We start from the raw sequence: 16,561 nt of genomic DNA on the forward strand, positions 1-16,561 counted from the left end.
CCCACGGCATTCCTATGCGGTAAAAGTACCATACATCACCTGACGCTTTCAAGCTATAGCTTGCTTTCCCATACCTTCATGTGACATTTTTTTTACGCTTATTCCAAAACCACGCGACGATTCCTCCCAAAATAATCAGAAGAAAGACCGCCAGCCCTATCCGATGTGTCACCTTTTCCATCAGCTTCGCCACCTGTTCCCAGTGCATGCCCACCGCATGTCCAATTCCCAGAAACGTGCCGCACCACAGCAATGCGCCCGCCGATGCATACATCATATAGCGAAAGATATTCAAACGGGTCGTACCTGCCAGATATGAGGACACATGTCTCAAGCCCGGGACAAAGTAACCGAACAGAATGCCCCAAGTTCCATAGCGTCCGAACCAGTTCTCGGAAGAAGCAATTCTCGATGGCGTAAGCCTCACCCATTTACCGTATCGGTGCAGCAACGGCTTGCCTAGCAAACGACCGAGCGTATAACTAAGCATCATGCCCGTCATACTTCCGGAAAATGTGACTGCCAGCGCGGCAATAAAGTTGTAGTGTCCTTGAGACACGAGCCCGCCGAAGGCGATCATCAGCACTTCGTCGGGGATCGGCATACCAGCTACTCCAAGGGCAAGCAAGCCGAACATTGCCAAATATCCGTATTCCAGTATCCATGCAAGGATTTGACCCATAAATTACGCTCCCGTCAAGCTATTCATTGAATGCACTATAATTATTTCAGTCTCATCCAGTCATGTCCTATTTCATTTGAACATAGTTTGTATTATATGCTCGCTACAGCGTTATTCAAGCAGGCAAGGAGGGACTGGGGATGAAACGTAATATTCATGTTTTGCAGATTGCTTTTACATACATCGGAACAGTCGTCGGTGCCGGATTTGCTACCGGACAAGAAATATTACAGTTTTTTACACAGTACGGACGTTGGGCTACACTCACCATCATGCTGTCCACACTCATATTTGTATGGCTGGGTACGAAAATGATGCTGATCGCTCATGATATTTCAGCCCGGTCCTATGAGGATCTGAACAGACACCTTTTTGGCACCAAAGTCGGAAAATGGATCAGCTGGTTCACGCTCATGATATTGGTCTGCGTCAACAGCGTCATGCTGGCAGGTGCCGGCTCCGTTTTCGTGGAACGCCTTCACCTGCATTACCAGACCGGACTGCTCATTACACTCATTGGAACGTATCTGCTCCTGAGTAAAGGCATCAAGGCTATCCTGCATATGAACACCATTGTTGTCCCTATGATGATGATCATGTCTATCCTGCTTGTTCACAGCACACTCTCTATGCCAAATCCCCAGAGCTTTATTACAAATACGTCCGATTATAGCATGCTGCGAGCTTGGCTTTCTCCACTGCTGTATACTTCCTTCAATCTGGCAATGGCCCAAGCAGTGCTTGTACCACTCGGCAGCCAAACCTTCTCCCGCAAAACGATCCGCTGGGGCGGGATTTTGGGCGGGATTGGCGTCGGGTTTATGCTCATGTCTGCTCACTTTGCCATGTCGGCACATATGCCAGGAATTCGGCAATTTGAGATCCCGATGGGAAGCATTGCTTACCGCCTAGGGGCCCTGGTCGAGATCATTTACGTTTTACTCATTTTCATGGAAATTTTCAGTACCTTCGTGGCCGACATTTACGGTGTCAGTCTGCAAATCCGCCAGCATATCCAAATTTCACCTAAGCTCATCACACTATTCATTATGCTCACATGTTTTCTAATCAGTCAGTTTGGTTTCAGCTCACTGCTGTCTGTTCTATATCCTATTTTCGGGATACTTAGCCTGATGTGGGTGGGCAAGCTGATCATGGCAGGACGGGGGAGACCCTTCCGTTCCTCGCGTCCTCGCTCCAGCTTCCGGCATTCTGATTCAAAAACAGGTGATACACGCCATGGCTAGTGCTGGAATTTCAAATACATTTTCTTTAGCTCATTAACAGCCCTGCTCAGGGAATAGCTCGATTTAGCCTTGTCGCAAGCAGATCGCGCCAGCTCATAACGATAAGCAGGGTCTGCGATGACCTTTTCCAATGCGTCTGCCAGTGCCCTCGGACTGTCGGGTGGCACAAGCAGACCATTTACCCCATCCTCAATTTGCTCCGGTATTCCTCCCACCTCTGTACCCACCAAAGCCAAACAGCTCAAAGCCGCCTCCGCAAATACGGAACCAAAGGCTTCCGCTCGTGAAGGCAAAACAAACACATCAAAGAAAGGCATAAATTCTTCCGGATGAAGGGTGTATCCATAAAAAATCGTTTCATGGTAAATATCCAGCTGCCGCGCCATCTCTTCCAGCTCGGGTCGAATGGGACCATCTCCGATAATATGCAGCACATAATTCTGATTTCTCTTTTTCAGCTCGGCACAGGCCTGTAACAAAGTATCCAGCCCTTTGGCAGGGACAAGGCGACAGACAGTTATAAGCTGTGTCACTTCATTTTCATGTGGTATGGGCTTGAAGCGCTTCTCATCATATCCATTCGGAATGACCACAATATCTTGCGAATTTTGTACATAAGGCGTCAAGTAATGCTGGAAAGAGCGGGATACTGCAATCAGGCGATCCGCCTTATGCTCCAACTCCCGATATAAGGACACCAGAAATTGATGCTCAGGCCCATTCTCCTCTATTTTACCGTTTAGAATTAACTCCTTCTCATAAGAAGAGTGAATCGTCTGAACGAGCGGGATATCGGGAAAAACAGTTTTCATAGCAATCCCGGCAATTGGATGATGAGCATGAATGAGATCAAAGGGCTTCTGAATGCGAAGCCGGGTCCACCACAAATAGTCACGGTACGTCTGTATATATTTTTGGACAATCGGATATTGTTCATATTGCGTCCAGTCAAAGGTATCAAACAATACTTCTTCCCTGCCCTTGTTGCGAATTCGTTTAGGGATTGAAAATAGCTCCATTTCCCAACGCGAGGACATAAATCGCTCTTGCAGATATGGAATCATAGATGAAACGCCGCCCGGTTGCTCGGGTGGGAAAAAGAGAGCCTGTAGCAATTTCATGACGTGCTTCCCCTTTCAAGCGTTGTACTGCCCGGAACACAGGTTGTATGTATAGGTTTCCGGATTTTCTGAAAAATGATATATTGAGAATAATTGCTAAGTACAAAAGAAAATTATAACATTTTAAATGGAATAATTCCTGTCTATTGTATGGGAACCAGATTCCCCGTTCAATAGACTCACTATCTATACAGATGGAGTCGGTGACGTTGACGTTGTTGTCCTTATCGGGAACCTTCGGTTTCCCATCTCTGGCCGGGGCTGTAAGTGCCGCCTGCGGTTTGTATATTATACTCATGATGGCGCTGATGTGTGTGATCATATATAGCAGACAGCGAAAAAAAGCCTATATCCTTTTTTCGGTTGCCGCTATTTTTATTATGACATATGAAGCCATGAATCTCTATTCGGCAGGTGGCGGCAACATGCCGCTACAAGGCATCGTGTGGCAAAATACGCTGGAGGCGACCGCCTTTGTGCTTACCAATGCCGCCGTATTTCAGCTCTACCGGAAGCTAAAACGTGCGGGAGCATGGACTTTGCTGTTGCTGGGAGCGCTACTGATATTGCCGGTTGGCGCATGGGCTGCCGGAATACTACCCAGTTGGATCAGCGCAGCAAATCTCGTCGGGTTCACCCTGCTTTATCGACTCATTGTGCTTACTTTGAGCCTTGTGTTCATCATCCCACGAATCGGTCAGCCCAAAAAGTTTGCGCTGGGCTTACTGTTCTATTTACTTTGGCTTGGATGTCTGTGGTTGCGAGGTGACATTCCGGCAGAAAAAGGTGCAACCAGTACAGTCCTATGGATGTCATTTTTGCCATTGCTGTATTACACTACGTTGTTTCTAATCCTGTTCGAACGGATTGTGGAGCTGCTTCAACGGATTTACCGTTCCTCCATTACTGATGGTTTGACTGGCCTGTATAACCGTAAATACTTCTCTGGGCGATTGCGGCGATATATGGAGCAAGGAATCCGCGTGTCGGTCATTTTTTGCGATATTGATAATTTCAAAAAGCTGAATGATACACAGGGCCATGCCCGCGCGGATGATGTGCTTAAACAGGTTGCACAGATTATGGAAGAAGAACTGGATGAAATTGGACTGACTGGAAGATACGGCGGCGAGGAGCTGGTCGCGATGGTCGTTGATCGGCGGGCCAAGGTCGGACAGGTCGCAGAACGAATCCGTAAACGGGTTGCAGACGAAAGTATCGTGACCATCAGCGTCGGGCATAGCACGTTAAAAAAGGAAATGAACCCGGATGAACTGGTTAAACAGGCCGATCAGGCTATGTACATATCCAAAACAACAGGCAAAAACAAGGTCACGGCTTATAAGGAAACAGAAGTGAAGAAAAGCCGTGCAGCGCGCGCACAATAAACATGCAGTCTGCCATATGTTAGCTGTAAATCATAGTCCATATAGTAAAATGACGCACAGGGAACTCCCATAAGAGCCTGTGCGTCATTGTTGCTTCCCCTACTCCCATCAAGCCTCTGACGTTGCAGATGCCAAATCCCGGCCGATCCATGCCAGCTCCTCGTTTGTCAGCTCACGATAGCTGCCCAAGGGTAGCTGATCATCTAGCGTTAACGGACCCATCGCCGTTCTTTTCAAATACGTAACCTTTTTGCCAACCGCCTCAAACATGCGCTTCACCTGATGAAACTTTCCTTCATGGATCACAAGTGAAATGGTTGAAATGACTTCTTCATCTGCCTCTTGTGCTTTTTCATGACGAAGAATGGTCAATTGAGCCGGAAGGGTAACATAGCCGTCATCCAGCTCTACCCCTGCTGCAAATTGACGTATATCCTCCTCCGTGACATGTCCCGACACCGTAGCCTCATACGTTTTGGGAACATGTCGCCGTGGAGACAAGAGTTCATGCGCCAGCTTACCGTCATTCGTTAGCAATAGTAGTCCTTCCGTATCCTTATCGAGCCGTCCAACCGGGAAGGGCTCAAAATGCCGTTCCTCCGCACTCAGCAAATCCAGCACTGTTCGCTCTCTTGTATCCTCGGTTGCGGATATAACGCCTGGCGGTTTATGCAGCATGATATAAATGTATTCCCGAAAAATAACCCGTTCCCCGTTCACTTCAATCTGATCGTTATAAGGATGAACCTGCAAGCCGCTATCCTTGATGGTTCGACCGTTCACGGTGACCGTCCCTTGCTTTACCTGTCTCTTGATATCACTGCGCGAACCATAACCCATATGGGTTAGAACCTTGTCCAAACGCTGCGTCTGTCTTCCCTTCCCACTCATACTGATGTCCACCTCCAGCCTGTAGGGTATTCATTTTTGAGCATACCGTCCTGCCATTTGCCCCATCCGGCAGAATATCCGTCAATGCATATGAGAGTGTAACCTTTGGGCTGTGCTTCGTTCTGCAGCGTCATTTGCTGAGCAGGGATGGATAACGTTTCACCTTTCAAATAACGGATGGCATCCGTGTCTGAACTCGAAAGGTTTATACTCCTGACCGCCTCAGAAGGGCGCAAAGCTACCGCCAGCGGATGCGAAGGCACAAACCGACCATTCTTGTCTGTTCCCATAAACCAGCCCGGACGGACCACCTTAAGCCCGTCCAGACGATAGGATTCCAGCGGCGACTGATAAATCCGATCTCCATAGACTACCGTATGGCCTGCAAATGACGCCTCAAGCTGCTCCTGTACAAAATAGCGATAGGACTCCAGTACATCATGTTGTCCGCGTCCATCCCATTTTGCCGTATCTTTACCAGCACGAGACTTGTTCCCGAAACCAAAACCGCGTGCATTCGTTCCTTTACCCGATTTCCCGTCCATCCCTTTTCCATTCCGTTTGTAATCTCCAGTTACAGAGCTGTCCTGTCCGTTTGCCATTGGCGCTTCCTTGATGGACAGTAAACGATTATCCGCTTTAGCTGTACGACTGCCTTGATGCTGCAACACAGCGATAAAATGACCCTCACCCTCTATAAGATGGGGCCAAAGGCGTGCCATTCCACGCAGTTCTGGATGGGCTGCCGCGACTGCTTCACTCACCCATTCCGGGTGACCTGAAGCAAAGCCCGTTCCTGAAGGAGCAGGAACAACGTCAAAATCAGGATGTGCCTCCAGAAACTCAGCAATCATCCCTTCATTTTCTTCCGGTGCAAAGGTACAGGTCGAATAAACAATTCTTCCTCCGTCACTTAACATAGTTGCTGCCACTCGCAAAATATCCCGCTGCATAACTACACATTTGTCCACCGAATGGTTTTCCCATTGCTTCGCCATATCCTCATCCTTGCGAAACATCCCTTCCCCCGAACAAGGTGCGTCAATTAATATTTTGTCAAAAAAATGAGGGAAGGCATCTGCGATTCGATCCGGGCTTTCATTCAACACCACAGCATTTCGCACACCGTATAATTCCACATTTTTAGCCAACGCCTTGGTTCGATCAGCGCTAATATCATTCGTTACGAGCAGACCGCTTCCTTGCAGCTTGGCCGCGATTTGGGTCGATTTCCCACCCGGTGCAGCACACAAGTCCAATACAGCCTCACCCTCAGCAACATTCAGCAATTCTACAGGAGACATTGCACTTGGTTCCTGCACATAGTACAGTCCTGCATGATAATAAGGATGCAACCCCGGCTTGGTGCCGTAGGGAACATAAAAACCTGTATCACACCAAGGATTTGGTCGCAGTTCAAACGGCGAAATCGCCTTAAACGCCTCCACCGAAATTTTTAACGTATTGACGCGTATCCCAGCATGAGGCGTATGATCATAAGCAGCCATAAAAGCCTCAAACTCGTCGCCGAGCAGTTGCTCCATGCGCTTCACAAATGCAGTAGGGAGCTGTACACCCATAATTGTAATCATCCTGTCCAGTTAAAATAAAATTTATTGTACCATACTCAGCCTGTTAAGCTGCAATATCCGTGTGATTTACAAACTTTCACTACAAGCTGTAATGTTGTATAATAATATGATTCATAGCTACATATTTTGTATTTTGATAGGAGAGATGGCATTGAACACCCAAAAATCCAACAAAAAAAAGCTTATACCTGTCATTGGCTTTTTTGTTGTGCTCGTCATTTTGCTTGGGGTGCTGCTCGCTTTAAATTCAGGCACTAAAAACAAGCTGTATGGCGTTTCCACAGCCTCATTAAAGCCTGCCACCCAAGAGTTGCTGAATGATCCCAACTATCAGCAGATTATTAAACCGGAGGATCTTCAAAGCAAAATTGACAAAAAGGAAAACTTTTTCGTCTATCATTTTGCATCCGACTGTGTACATTGCCGCGCCACCACTCCCAAGCTAATGCCTTTGAGCAAGCAGGAGAACATCACCATGCACGAATTTAACCTGCGTGAGTATGAGGACGGCTGGGACAAGTACAAAATCGAGTACACCCCTACGCTCATCTATTACGAAAAAGGCGTAGAAAAAGAGCGTATGGTAGGTGGTTTGAAGGAAAATCCTTCCGACAACGGCTACACACTCGATGAGTTCAAAGCCTTTTTTGAAAAATATAAAAAGAATGTAACTTCCTAAACAATCTCCTAAACGACGTTCACACGGTTTAGACTACTGAACGATAAAACAGCCCGATCCCCTGAAACGGATCGGGCTGCTTGCTTTATAGACACGCCTCAGATTACGTCGTGCCCTTCCGTACTAGCCGAGGCAGAGCAGGAGCGGTGAGCCGCCTGTCTGCGCCTCACCGAAGCCTCAAGCGCCTGCTGACGCTGCTCATGCTTTTCCCCACGCCGCGGGCCTCTCTGCTGCGGGATGTTGGCTGGTATGGACGACGATGCGTCCTCCACATCCTGACGCAGCCCGGGATTGACGATTTCAATCGTCAAATCCCGATAAACCGGCGGCTGGCGCTGGGGATCTGCCGAGCCACCTACAACAGCCGCGGCAAGCTGGCGGGCGCAAGCGCGCGCCTCGTCCACCAGCTTCGCCATATTAATGCCCAGCGCCTGCGGAGACGCATGCTCCAGCTTGTGTACCGCGCTGTCCAGCATCATATGTCCGCCTCGAAAATTTCCGTTGCGAAAATGATACAGCCCAACAGCAATTTGCAGCAAACCTTTATATACAGGGTCACGGTCCAGCTTTATCCACAGCTCTTCCAGTACCTCGTGACATTCAAAATAATCCCGATCCCGATTGAAGTATACCAAATAAGCCACATACAACGGTTCATAGGAAACATTCACCATTTAATACTCATCCCTGTCTTCCTCCTTGGTAGAAGCCGCCAGCAATTCCTTGACTTCATCATGGAGCAGCTTGATCCCTTCCATGTCGTGCCGTTCCCACAGCTCATTGAACCTGCGCTGCGCATCAATCGTTTCACTGATCTTATGATAGAAATACAGACGGTGCATACCCGTCAGCACCTTGGATACGATATTCGCTTCATCCTCAAACTTCTTCTGCGCTTCTAATATTTCAAGACGCATCGAAGACATCTCATTATCCAGTACAAAGGCCGCCTCAGCTGCCTTTTTCAACCGTGTCCGCATATTATCCGGCAAGCTTTCCCGATACTTATAGCTAAGGGAATGCTCAATGGTTGCCCAGAAATTCATAGCCAAGGTACGGATCTGAATTTCAGCCAACACAATTTTTAATCCAAGCGCTGTCTGCACTGGATATTCTACAATCATATGAAAGCTGCGATATCCGCTATCTTTATAATTGGTGATATAGTCCTTTTCATACAGTACAGTCAGATCCTTGCGTCTTCGAATATACTCGGCTACCCGCCGGATATCCTCAACAAATTGGCACATGATGCGGATTCCTGCAATATCCTCGATTCCCGTCTCCAGCTGATCAGAAGGAACCTGTAATCTCTTCGCTTTATCGAGGATGCTTGATATTTTTTTCACCCGTCCGGTTACGAATTCGATAGGAGCGTATTCCTCGCGCTTTTTCAGCTCCGCACGCATTGTTTTGAACTTGACCTTAAGCTCCTCCACCGCCTGATCATATGGCAGCAAAAATGTTCCCCAGTCTCTTCCGTCCATCCCCGTACCTCCTGTCTCTTCCGACAACACTTTTTTATCTGTGATCTGCACCAACAGCCTCGGTAATGTGTCTAAAGCCGTCCTTTCGCAGCAGCTCGCGCAGACCGGCATGTAATGTCCGGTTCACTTCCGGTCCCTCATAGATCAATGCTGTATAAATTTCAATCAGGCTTGCGCCTGCTTTAATTTTGTCGTAAGCATCACGACTGCTGAAAATGCCGCCCGATCCGATAATCGGCAGCTTGCCATCTGTTTGGCGATACACTCGTCCGATGACCTCTGTAGAACGGTCACGCAGGGGCTTACCACTCAGCCCGCCCGTCTCACTCGCATTCCGATGCGTCAGGCCAGCCCTCGAAATTGTCGTATTCGTCGCGATGATACCGTCTACTCCACTGGCCGCAATCGCATCTGTCATATATTCCAGTTCCTCATCTGATACGTCCGGCGCAATTTTGACCAGTACAGACTTGGCTCCGCCATACTTCGTCGCCTGTACTCCCATCTCTGCTCGAACAGCTTCCAGCAGCGATTTGAGCTCACTGCCATGCTGGAGCTTTCGCAAATCCGGCGTATTCGGTGAACTGATATTCACTACAAAAAAATCCGCATACGGATACAGCGCAGAAATACACTTCTCATAATCCTTATGGGCATCCTCATTAGGCGTGTTTTTGTTTTTACCAATATTAACAGCGACCGGAACAGGCCGATGTTTTAGCGCAGCCAGACGTTTAGCCATGCTTTCCACACCCAGATTGTTAAAGCCCATCCGATTCACTAACGCCTCATCGGGAGGCAATCGGAACAAACGAGGTCGGTCATTGCCGGGCTGTCCCACAGGTGTCACCGTGCCTACTTCCATAAAACCAAACCCGATCGAGGAAAAGCCAGCAACTGCTTCCGCATTTTTATCCAATCCCGCAGCCAGTCCAATCGGGTTGGGAAAATGAAGGCCGAACAGATCAACCGCAAGATCCTCCGTTTCCTTGACTCCGTACATTCCCCGCAGCGTTGCTGCTCCACCGGGAAGCGCCCCAGCATACTTCAAGCCATCAATGACGACATGATGGGCCGTCTCTGGACTCATTTTGAAAAAAACAGGTTTCACAATCCTTCGATACAACACGATTCATCCACTCCGTTCTATGCCCTTGCGCAATCCTAAAAAAACATCTCTACAAAATAGTTTAGCTTTTTCCATACCAAAAAGAAAGTAATTTGCGGCGTGCAGTATCAGGAACAATTCGTTTGTCATGGAGACGTCATTGAAAATGTATAATCAAACCATTTACAATGGAGATAGTAAGACAGGGCTATAGCCCGTCAGAAAAGAGGGATTGCCGATATGAAGACCAAGCGCAAGCCGCCAAGTCTGCAAAAGAAAAAGGACGAGGTGAACAAGAAAGCGATTGTATGGACCGCCGTCAGTTTTGTTCTCCTCATCATTGTGATTGTTCTGGTCGTTGTTTTGGCACAGGCAGGAAATCGTTAAACTTCATGCAGGAATAGCATCTTAAGCTAATTTAGCCAGTGATAGGTTTTGCGGGGATTGGTCTGGTCGTGCTGCGGCTCAGTCGTAAATCGGGAGCCAGGCACAAGCACTTGACTAGGCAGTCCCCCGTTACCAATGATCACCTCTGTACCCGAAGGTACGAGAGCAAATAACTCCTCCACATCCTCTTTGCCCATGCGAACGCAGCCTAGCGACTCATTTTTACCAATGCTGTCCGACTCGTTGGTGCCGTGGATGGCATAATTCGTTGCAGACAGCTGCATACCGCGGCTGCCAAACTCACCGTTGGACTTACCGTTCGGATTTACGACTTTATCCGTAATCACAAACTTTCCTTCCGGAGTTCGATCTCCACCCAATCCGATAGGATAATTGCGGATCAGCACATTGCCACTCACCAATCCAAGCCTGTGTTTCGACTTGTCTACCACAATCCGCAGCGGCTGCCCCAGAAAAGGCCGTCCATACAGCGACGACGCCAGCAAAGGACTGCTTTCAGCCGACGAGCCAGCTTGTTGACTTGTTGCTCCTTTAGCCCTCTGTCCCTGTGAAGCAAGTAAATTACGCATAGGTGTAAAAGCCTTCTTCATTCCGTCTGCCGTACCGTACATCATATTATCCGGAAAGCTTCCGGTCAGCTCATCGAGACTTCGAGGAAGACGTTGATGCTGCGTACGAAAAGCACGCATGGAGCTATTCAGCACAGCCAGTTCTTCCTGTCCCACAGCCCAATTCAGACCTGCCTTTCGAAGCTTTTCACTGTCAGACGGCTTACAAGCACACGCTGCTGCGTCGTAAGACTGGACAGCCAAGCCTCCATTTCCTTTGTTTTGCAAGCTAAGCAGCGGCTGCATACGATCTCTCCAGAGCATCCAGGAACCGCTTTGCTCCATGCCCAGCACTGTGGTCTCGGCTGGTAGACGACTAGCCTTTGCCAACATATCTGCAAGTGCCGTTCCTGCTGAACTGCCTGTGCGCGCTTGGGCCGTAAACACGCCACCAGCACCAAGCCCACCGATCTGAGCCACTTCATCCGGGTCATAAGTCTGTACTCCTGCCACTTGGACATTGTCGGTTGCCACAGGCTCTGTTCCTGATGGAACGGATGCACTTTCCCTCGAATGGCCCGGCGAATTGGCTGAAGGCACCCATATCAGAAGAAGTACCATCAACGTAGTTAACAAATAACGCGTTCGAGCCGTTCTCCGCGTCTTCTCCTTTGACATCTGAACCAGTTTATCCTGATACTCCATCCATACGTCTGCCGGAATCTGTTTATGCTCGAAGGCTTCGAACACCTCCCCCGCGCGATTGAAGCAATAATTTGCTTTGCCCTCCTGACCACTGCTCTCATACTCTTTTCCGAGCAAATACCAAGCCATTTTATTATCAGGGTGCTTTTTTACATACGATTTAAGATGAGGCGAATGATTCATCGGATCCTCCTGATCGTGTAGTCTTGCCCTATTGTTTACTATGTATATCGGCCAAAATAGATCATATGGATAGCACATAAAAAAAACAGCACTGGCAGCACCTTTTCACCGTTATACGGCAAAGAGTGCTGTCGGTGCTGTGCCTATCCAAGTAGACTTAACCTTCTTTATTGAATGGCTCGTCTGCAACTTTAATAGAATCAGTAGGGCAACCGTCGCAAGCATCCTGCATATCATCAAACAGGTCGTCTGAAATTGCCTTGATTCCTTGGTTTCCATCTCCATCAAAGATCACTTCAGCCAAGCCCTCATCGTCATAATCATAAATGTCCGGTGCTGTAGCACCACAGGCTCCGCACGCAATGCATGTATCTTTTTCTACCCAAGTGTATTTAGCCATAACTCTCCTCTGCCTCCTATACAATCAAACAAACCAGCTTTTGCATTCTATTCACATATTAATACAAACAATAAATTATTACAAATTATTTTCATTGATCCTTTATGCAAAAAATACTTATAGCGTACACCTCCGCTGCTTCGTATAAACTCACCAAAAAGTTTACTCAGGCGTCTGGAGATTGTCTTTTTGCAGCGAAGTTCCGCGCAGCTTGGAGTTCCGAAGAAGTACCGAAGGGTCATCTCCAAGCATCCCGGCGGTCAGAACTGCATTTTCGCCAAACTTGTCCCGTAGCGCATCCATCGTTTTCAGCAGGCTTTCCTTTTTGGGCTGGTCCTTGTATTCAAAAAGATCCATTTGAACGGCTGCTTCTTCCTTCGGGACTAACTGCTGAAGCGTAATTCCCAGCAAACGCACAGGTTTGCCCTCTCCCCAATGCCGCCGATACAGCGCACAAGCTTCCTTATATATGTCCTCTGCACTTTCCGTAGGACTACTCCTTACCTGAGAACGCGTAAAGGTTTTCATCTCCGGCGTCCGAATGGTCAATTGAATACCTCCTGCCAGCATGCCATGCCGTCGAAGCCGACGGGCTACCTGATCGCTGATATTGAGAAGCACTCGTTGGGCTTCCTCCAGCTTCACCACATCCATGGGCAAGGTGGTGGTGTGTCCGATGGACTTGTTCGGCTCCCGCTCAATATTGACCGGAGAATGATTAATCCCGTTAGCAGCCAGCTTTAACCACGAGCCAGTCACGCCAAATACGCCGATCAACATATGCTCGTCTGCCTTGGCCAATTGGCCAATGGTGCGAATGTTCATTTGCCGAAGCTTGTCGGCTGTTTTTCGTCCCACACCAAACAATTGACCACAGGGAAGATTCCACAAAATATTGGGCACATCGCGCAAGCGCAAAACAGATATCCCACGTGGCTTTTTCAGGTCAGAGGCCATTTTGGCCAGCAACTTGTTGGGTGCCACACCGATGGAGCAGGGCAGTCCCAGTTCGTCCGCTACTCTGCGCTGAATTTCCCCCGCGATCTCCATAGGCGTTCCAAACTGCCTGGAACCTGTAATGTCCAGATAACATTCATCAATTGAAGTTGCCTCCAACATAGGCGTATACGAATAAGCAATGCTCATAAAAGCTTTGGAATAACGACGGTACAGGTGAAAATCAGGCTGAATCACAATAAGCTGCGGACAAATCCGCCGGGCTTGCTGGACGACCATCCCTGTTGAGATGCCCAATCGCCGGGCTTCATAGGAGCAGGTTACGATTACACCTCTGCGCAGCTCACTGCTGCCCGCGACGGCGGTAGGTAAACCCTCGTACTTCTCCGGTTCCTCCGCTGCATGAACAGAACAGTAAAATGCGTTCATATCGACATGCAGAATAACCCGCCCACCAATCGGATAATAAGCACTGACATCTCTCATGCTCAACCCTTCTTTTAACTATAAATTATAAAATGACTCTATGCCCTATTTTACATGAAATTAAAAGTTTTGCGGTCAAAAATGATATTTATATATTACATTTGAAGTCATAAGTTGATATAATCAAAAATCATACGAAACAAGGCAAGCTGACACCTTTGTATTTTCACGCGTTAAATGATTAAATAATCTGCTTAAAAAAGCAAAGCACTACCAATCTAATGCAATCTGCGAAGGAGGAGTCCTCATGTCCACCGCTATCTCTATCTTCGATACAACACTGCGCGACGGAACTCAAGGAGAAGGAATTAGCTTGTCTGCTGACGACAAATTGAAAATCGCCAAAAAACTCGATGATCTCGGTGTTCATTATATTGAAGGCGGGATTCCCGGGAGCAACAGCAAGGATATCGAATTTTTCAAACGAGTGCAGGAGTTGGGACTCAAGGCCAAGATTGTTGCCTTTGGCAGCACACGCCGTAAAGATAGCATAGCGGCACAGGATGCCAATTTGCAACGGATTCTGGAATCCGGCGCTCAAGCTGCTACTCTCGTCGGAAAATCATGGGATTTCCATGTACACACAGCCCTACAGACGACGCTAGAAGAAAATCTGTCCATGATTTACGACTCCATCGCCTTTTTAAAGCAAGGGGGCATGGAGGTTATTTTTGATGCCGAGCATTTTTTTGACGGATATAAAAATAATCCTGAATACGCACTTGCCGTTATGAAAAAAGCAGAAGAAGCAGGCGCAGATTGGCTCGTTATGTGCGATACTAACGGCGGTACCATGCCGCATGAAATACAGGAAATTGTCAACATACTGCAAAGCCAGCTGACAAGTTCACAGTTGGGCATTCACACACACAATGACTGCGAATTGGCTGTTGCCAATACACTGAGTGCAGTGCAGGCAGGCGCGAGACAAATTCAGGGTACGATTAACGGATACGGCGAGCGCTGTGGTAACGCTAATTTATGCTCCGTCATTCCAAATTTGCAGCTCAAGCTCGGCTACGATTGTTTGGACTCAGACAAACTAAAGCAGCTCCACAACACGGCCCGCTTTGTCAGCGAAGTCGCCAACGTGAATTTGCCTGTGAACCAGCCTTATGTCGGTAATGCTGCCTTTGCTCACAAGGGCGGTATCCACGTATCAGCTATTCTGCGCGACTCGCGAACCTATGAACACATCGCCCCCGAACTGGTGGGCAACAAGCAACGGGTGCTGGTCTCTGAACTAGCCGGACAAAGCAATGTTGTGTCCAAAGCTCAGGAGCTGGGTATTACCCTTGATCCGTCCAGCAATGAGGCACGTGGCGTCATCAGCCGCATTAAGGAGTTGGAGCATCAAGGCTACCAGTTTGAAGGAGCCGATGCTTCACTGGAGCTGCTCATTCGTGAAGCGGGCGGTGAAGTGAAGGAAATGTTCTCATTTGAGTCCTTCAAGGTGCTGGTTGAAAAAACAGCAGGGCGTGCGGTTGTATCCGAAGCATTCCTTAAGCTGAATGTTGCAGGTACAAGCGTTTATACTGCCGCCGAAGGCAACGGTCCGGTCAACGCACTTGATAACGCACTGCGTAAAGCTCTTTCTCAATATTTCCCGTCACTGCGCGATATGCATCTGGCTGACTACAAAGTACGTGTACTTGACGAAAAAGATGCCACCGCTGCCAAGGTACGTGTGCTCATTGAATCCAAAAATTACGAGGACGTCTGGAGTAACGTGGGCGTATCCGAAAATGTAATTGAAGCCAGTTGGGAAGCACTGGTGGACAGTTTCCGTTATGCGTTGCTGGAAGCACCATCTCCGAAAAATCAGCAGACCGACCTATCGCCCCAAGGACTGGTAAATCACTGATTTGATGAGTGCTTATTTTGTTAATAAGCGGTGTCTTTCGCGGTCTATTCGGCCCCCAAAGACACCGTCTTTTTTTGCAGCAACTCTATTTTTCGTTCCAGCTCTCCTTCGCTGAGCATGCCGATTATGATTTCACGTACCTGTCCATGACGGTCAACCATGATATGAGTTGGAAAAGCCGCACCCCCAAGCCGTTCAAACAGCGCCCCTTGCTCATCAAGCAAAACTGGAAATTGGAGCTTTAGGGAGCGGGAAAACTTTTGCACATCCTCCAACCGATCATAGCGTGTTACATTAATACCATATACGTCCACATCGTGCTTGTACTTGTTATATAGCTCATTCAGTACAGGTGCCTCCAAACGGCACGGATCACACCATGAGGCCCAGAAGCTGATTATCAGCGCTTTATTACGCTTGGCTCCTATATTGTAGGACTTGCCGTCCAAGCCTTTTAAAATTATGGCAGGAAGCGGTTGACCAGGCTGTATCTTTTGCATCACTTCTATAGTATCTAACTCTGTATTTGTCCCTTTGCCAGCTTCAAGCCTTTCTCCGTCCTCATTTTCCTCCTGAGTTTGCACATTTTTAGCCGGTATGCTTGCCGCATACGTATAAGTCATGTTTGTTTCTACTCCCCATAAAGCCACTCCTACCACCAGCATAACCATCAGGATTTTAATAAAAACAACTTTTTTCACAGTCCAATCACCCGGCCTTTCATCTGGATTACTCTCACCTTCTCCATATGGTGCCCCTTCTGCTCCCACCTCTAACCCTTCCAATCTATACAGATGCAAAAAAACAGCAAACCC

16 protein-coding genes are annotated in these 16,561 nt (G+C 48.1%); 5 read left to right on the forward strand and 11 right to left on the reverse strand.

The features are described from left to right. Positions 1-76 precede the first annotated feature (76 nt). Complete coding sequence (locus tag ACIFO6_RS10145; protein ID WP_430040496.1) at positions 77-682, reverse strand: DedA family protein; 606 nt, start codon at positions 680-682, stop codon at positions 77-79. Between the two features lie 140 nt (positions 683-822). On the opposite strand from ACIFO6_RS10145, the gene ACIFO6_RS10150 reads away from it, so the two are divergent. Beyond that, the gene (locus ACIFO6_RS10150; RefSeq protein WP_430040498.1) at positions 823-1,929 is read left to right on the forward strand and encodes a YkvI family membrane protein; all 1,107 of its coding nucleotides are present in this window, start codon (positions 823-825) and stop codon (positions 1,927-1,929) included. Here ACIFO6_RS10150 and ACIFO6_RS10155 read toward each other — a convergent pair. Further along, positions 1,926-3,050: a glycosyltransferase family 4 protein gene (locus ACIFO6_RS10155; RefSeq protein ID WP_430040500.1), complete on the reverse strand. Its 1,125-nt coding sequence runs from the start codon at positions 3,048-3,050 to the stop codon at positions 1,926-1,928. The two genes, ACIFO6_RS10150 and ACIFO6_RS10155, sit on opposite strands and share 4 nt — an antisense overlap. Before the next feature lie 194 nt (positions 3,051-3,244). On the opposite strand from ACIFO6_RS10155, the gene ACIFO6_RS10160 reads away from it, so the two are divergent. Beyond that, positions 3,245-4,438, forward strand: a complete 1,194-nt coding sequence (locus ACIFO6_RS10160) for a GGDEF domain-containing protein (protein WP_430040502.1) — start codon at positions 3,245-3,247, stop codon at positions 4,436-4,438. Between the two features lie 108 nt (positions 4,439-4,546). Here ACIFO6_RS10160 and ACIFO6_RS10165 read toward each other — a convergent pair whose 3' ends face one another. Both ACIFO6_RS10165 and ACIFO6_RS10170 read right to left on the reverse strand, forming a co-directional pair. After that, entirely contained in the window at positions 4,547-5,329 is a 783-nt protein-coding gene (locus ACIFO6_RS10165) for a pseudouridine synthase (RefSeq protein WP_430040504.1), read from the reverse strand. Beyond that, complete coding sequence (locus tag ACIFO6_RS10170) at positions 5,326-6,909, reverse strand: RsmB/NOP family class I SAM-dependent RNA methyltransferase (protein WP_430040625.1); 1,584 nt, start codon at positions 6,907-6,909, stop codon at positions 5,326-5,328. The genes ACIFO6_RS10165 and ACIFO6_RS10170 overlap by 4 nt, the downstream gene beginning before the upstream one ends. Before the next feature lie 163 nt (positions 6,910-7,072). On the opposite strand from ACIFO6_RS10170, the gene ACIFO6_RS10175 reads away from it, so the two are divergent. Further along, positions 7,073-7,600 (forward strand): thioredoxin family protein, encoded by a 528-nt coding sequence (locus ACIFO6_RS10175; protein ID WP_430040506.1) that lies wholly within the window; start codon positions 7,073-7,075, stop codon positions 7,598-7,600. 98 nt (positions 7,601-7,698) lie between these two features. Here ACIFO6_RS10175 and ACIFO6_RS10180 read toward each other — a convergent pair whose 3' ends face one another. Genes ACIFO6_RS10180 through ACIFO6_RS10190 form a run of 3 tightly spaced genes read right to left on the reverse strand, consistent with a single transcriptional unit; the run spans position 7,699 to position 10,216 of the window. Then, complete coding sequence (locus ACIFO6_RS10180; protein WP_430040508.1) at positions 7,699-8,274, reverse strand: DUF309 domain-containing protein; 576 nt, start codon at positions 8,272-8,274, stop codon at positions 7,699-7,701. Continuing rightward, positions 8,275-9,087, reverse strand: coding sequence for a GTP pyrophosphokinase (locus ACIFO6_RS10185; protein WP_430040510.1), 813 nt, complete (start codon positions 9,085-9,087; stop codon positions 8,275-8,277). Between the two features lie 34 nt (positions 9,088-9,121). Beyond that, positions 9,122-10,216, reverse strand: a complete 1,095-nt coding sequence (locus ACIFO6_RS10190) for a quinone-dependent dihydroorotate dehydrogenase (RefSeq protein ID WP_430040512.1) — start codon at positions 10,214-10,216, stop codon at positions 9,122-9,124. 219 nt (positions 10,217-10,435) lie between these two features. Between ACIFO6_RS10190 and ACIFO6_RS10195 the strand changes: the two genes are divergently transcribed. Then, a complete protein-coding gene (locus ACIFO6_RS10195; RefSeq protein WP_014280871.1) occupies positions 10,436-10,582 on the forward strand; it encodes a hypothetical protein in 147 nt (48 codons plus the stop codon). 26 nt (positions 10,583-10,608) lie between these two features. Here the strand turns inward: ACIFO6_RS10195 and ACIFO6_RS10200 are convergent, their stop codons facing one another. From ACIFO6_RS10200 to ACIFO6_RS10210, 3 genes are all read right to left on the reverse strand, one after another. Beyond that, positions 10,609-12,039: a L,D-transpeptidase gene (locus tag ACIFO6_RS10200; protein WP_430040514.1), complete on the reverse strand. Its 1,431-nt coding sequence runs from the start codon at positions 12,037-12,039 to the stop codon at positions 10,609-10,611. 157 nt (positions 12,040-12,196) lie between these two features. Continuing rightward, positions 12,197-12,439: a ferredoxin gene (locus ACIFO6_RS10205; protein WP_014280869.1), complete on the reverse strand. Its 243-nt coding sequence runs from the start codon at positions 12,437-12,439 to the stop codon at positions 12,197-12,199. 162 nt (positions 12,440-12,601) lie between these two features. Beyond that, positions 12,602-13,882 carry a DNA polymerase IV gene (locus ACIFO6_RS10210; RefSeq protein WP_430040516.1) on the reverse strand — a complete coding sequence of 427 codons (1,281 nt, stop codon included), beginning with the start codon at positions 13,880-13,882 and terminating at the stop codon, positions 12,602-12,604. Positions 13,883-14,129: 247 nt separating this feature from the next. On the opposite strand from ACIFO6_RS10210, the gene cimA reads away from it, so the two are divergent. Then, positions 14,130-15,746: a citramalate synthase gene (gene cimA, locus ACIFO6_RS10215; RefSeq protein WP_430040518.1), complete on the forward strand. Its 1,617-nt coding sequence runs from the start codon at positions 14,130-14,132 to the stop codon at positions 15,744-15,746. Between the two features lie 44 nt (positions 15,747-15,790). On the opposite strand, the gene ACIFO6_RS10220 is transcribed toward cimA, so the two are convergent. After that, positions 15,791-16,447, reverse strand: coding sequence for a TlpA family protein disulfide reductase (locus tag ACIFO6_RS10220; protein WP_430040520.1), 657 nt, complete (start codon positions 16,445-16,447; stop codon positions 15,791-15,793). Positions 16,448-16,561: the final 114 nt, after the last annotated feature.

The sequence above is a fragment of the Paenibacillus sp. NRS-1781 genome, assembly GCF_050467745.1.
In the GTDB taxonomy this organism is placed as follows: Bacteria; Bacillota; Bacilli; order Paenibacillales; family Paenibacillaceae; genus Paenibacillus; species Paenibacillus terrae_A.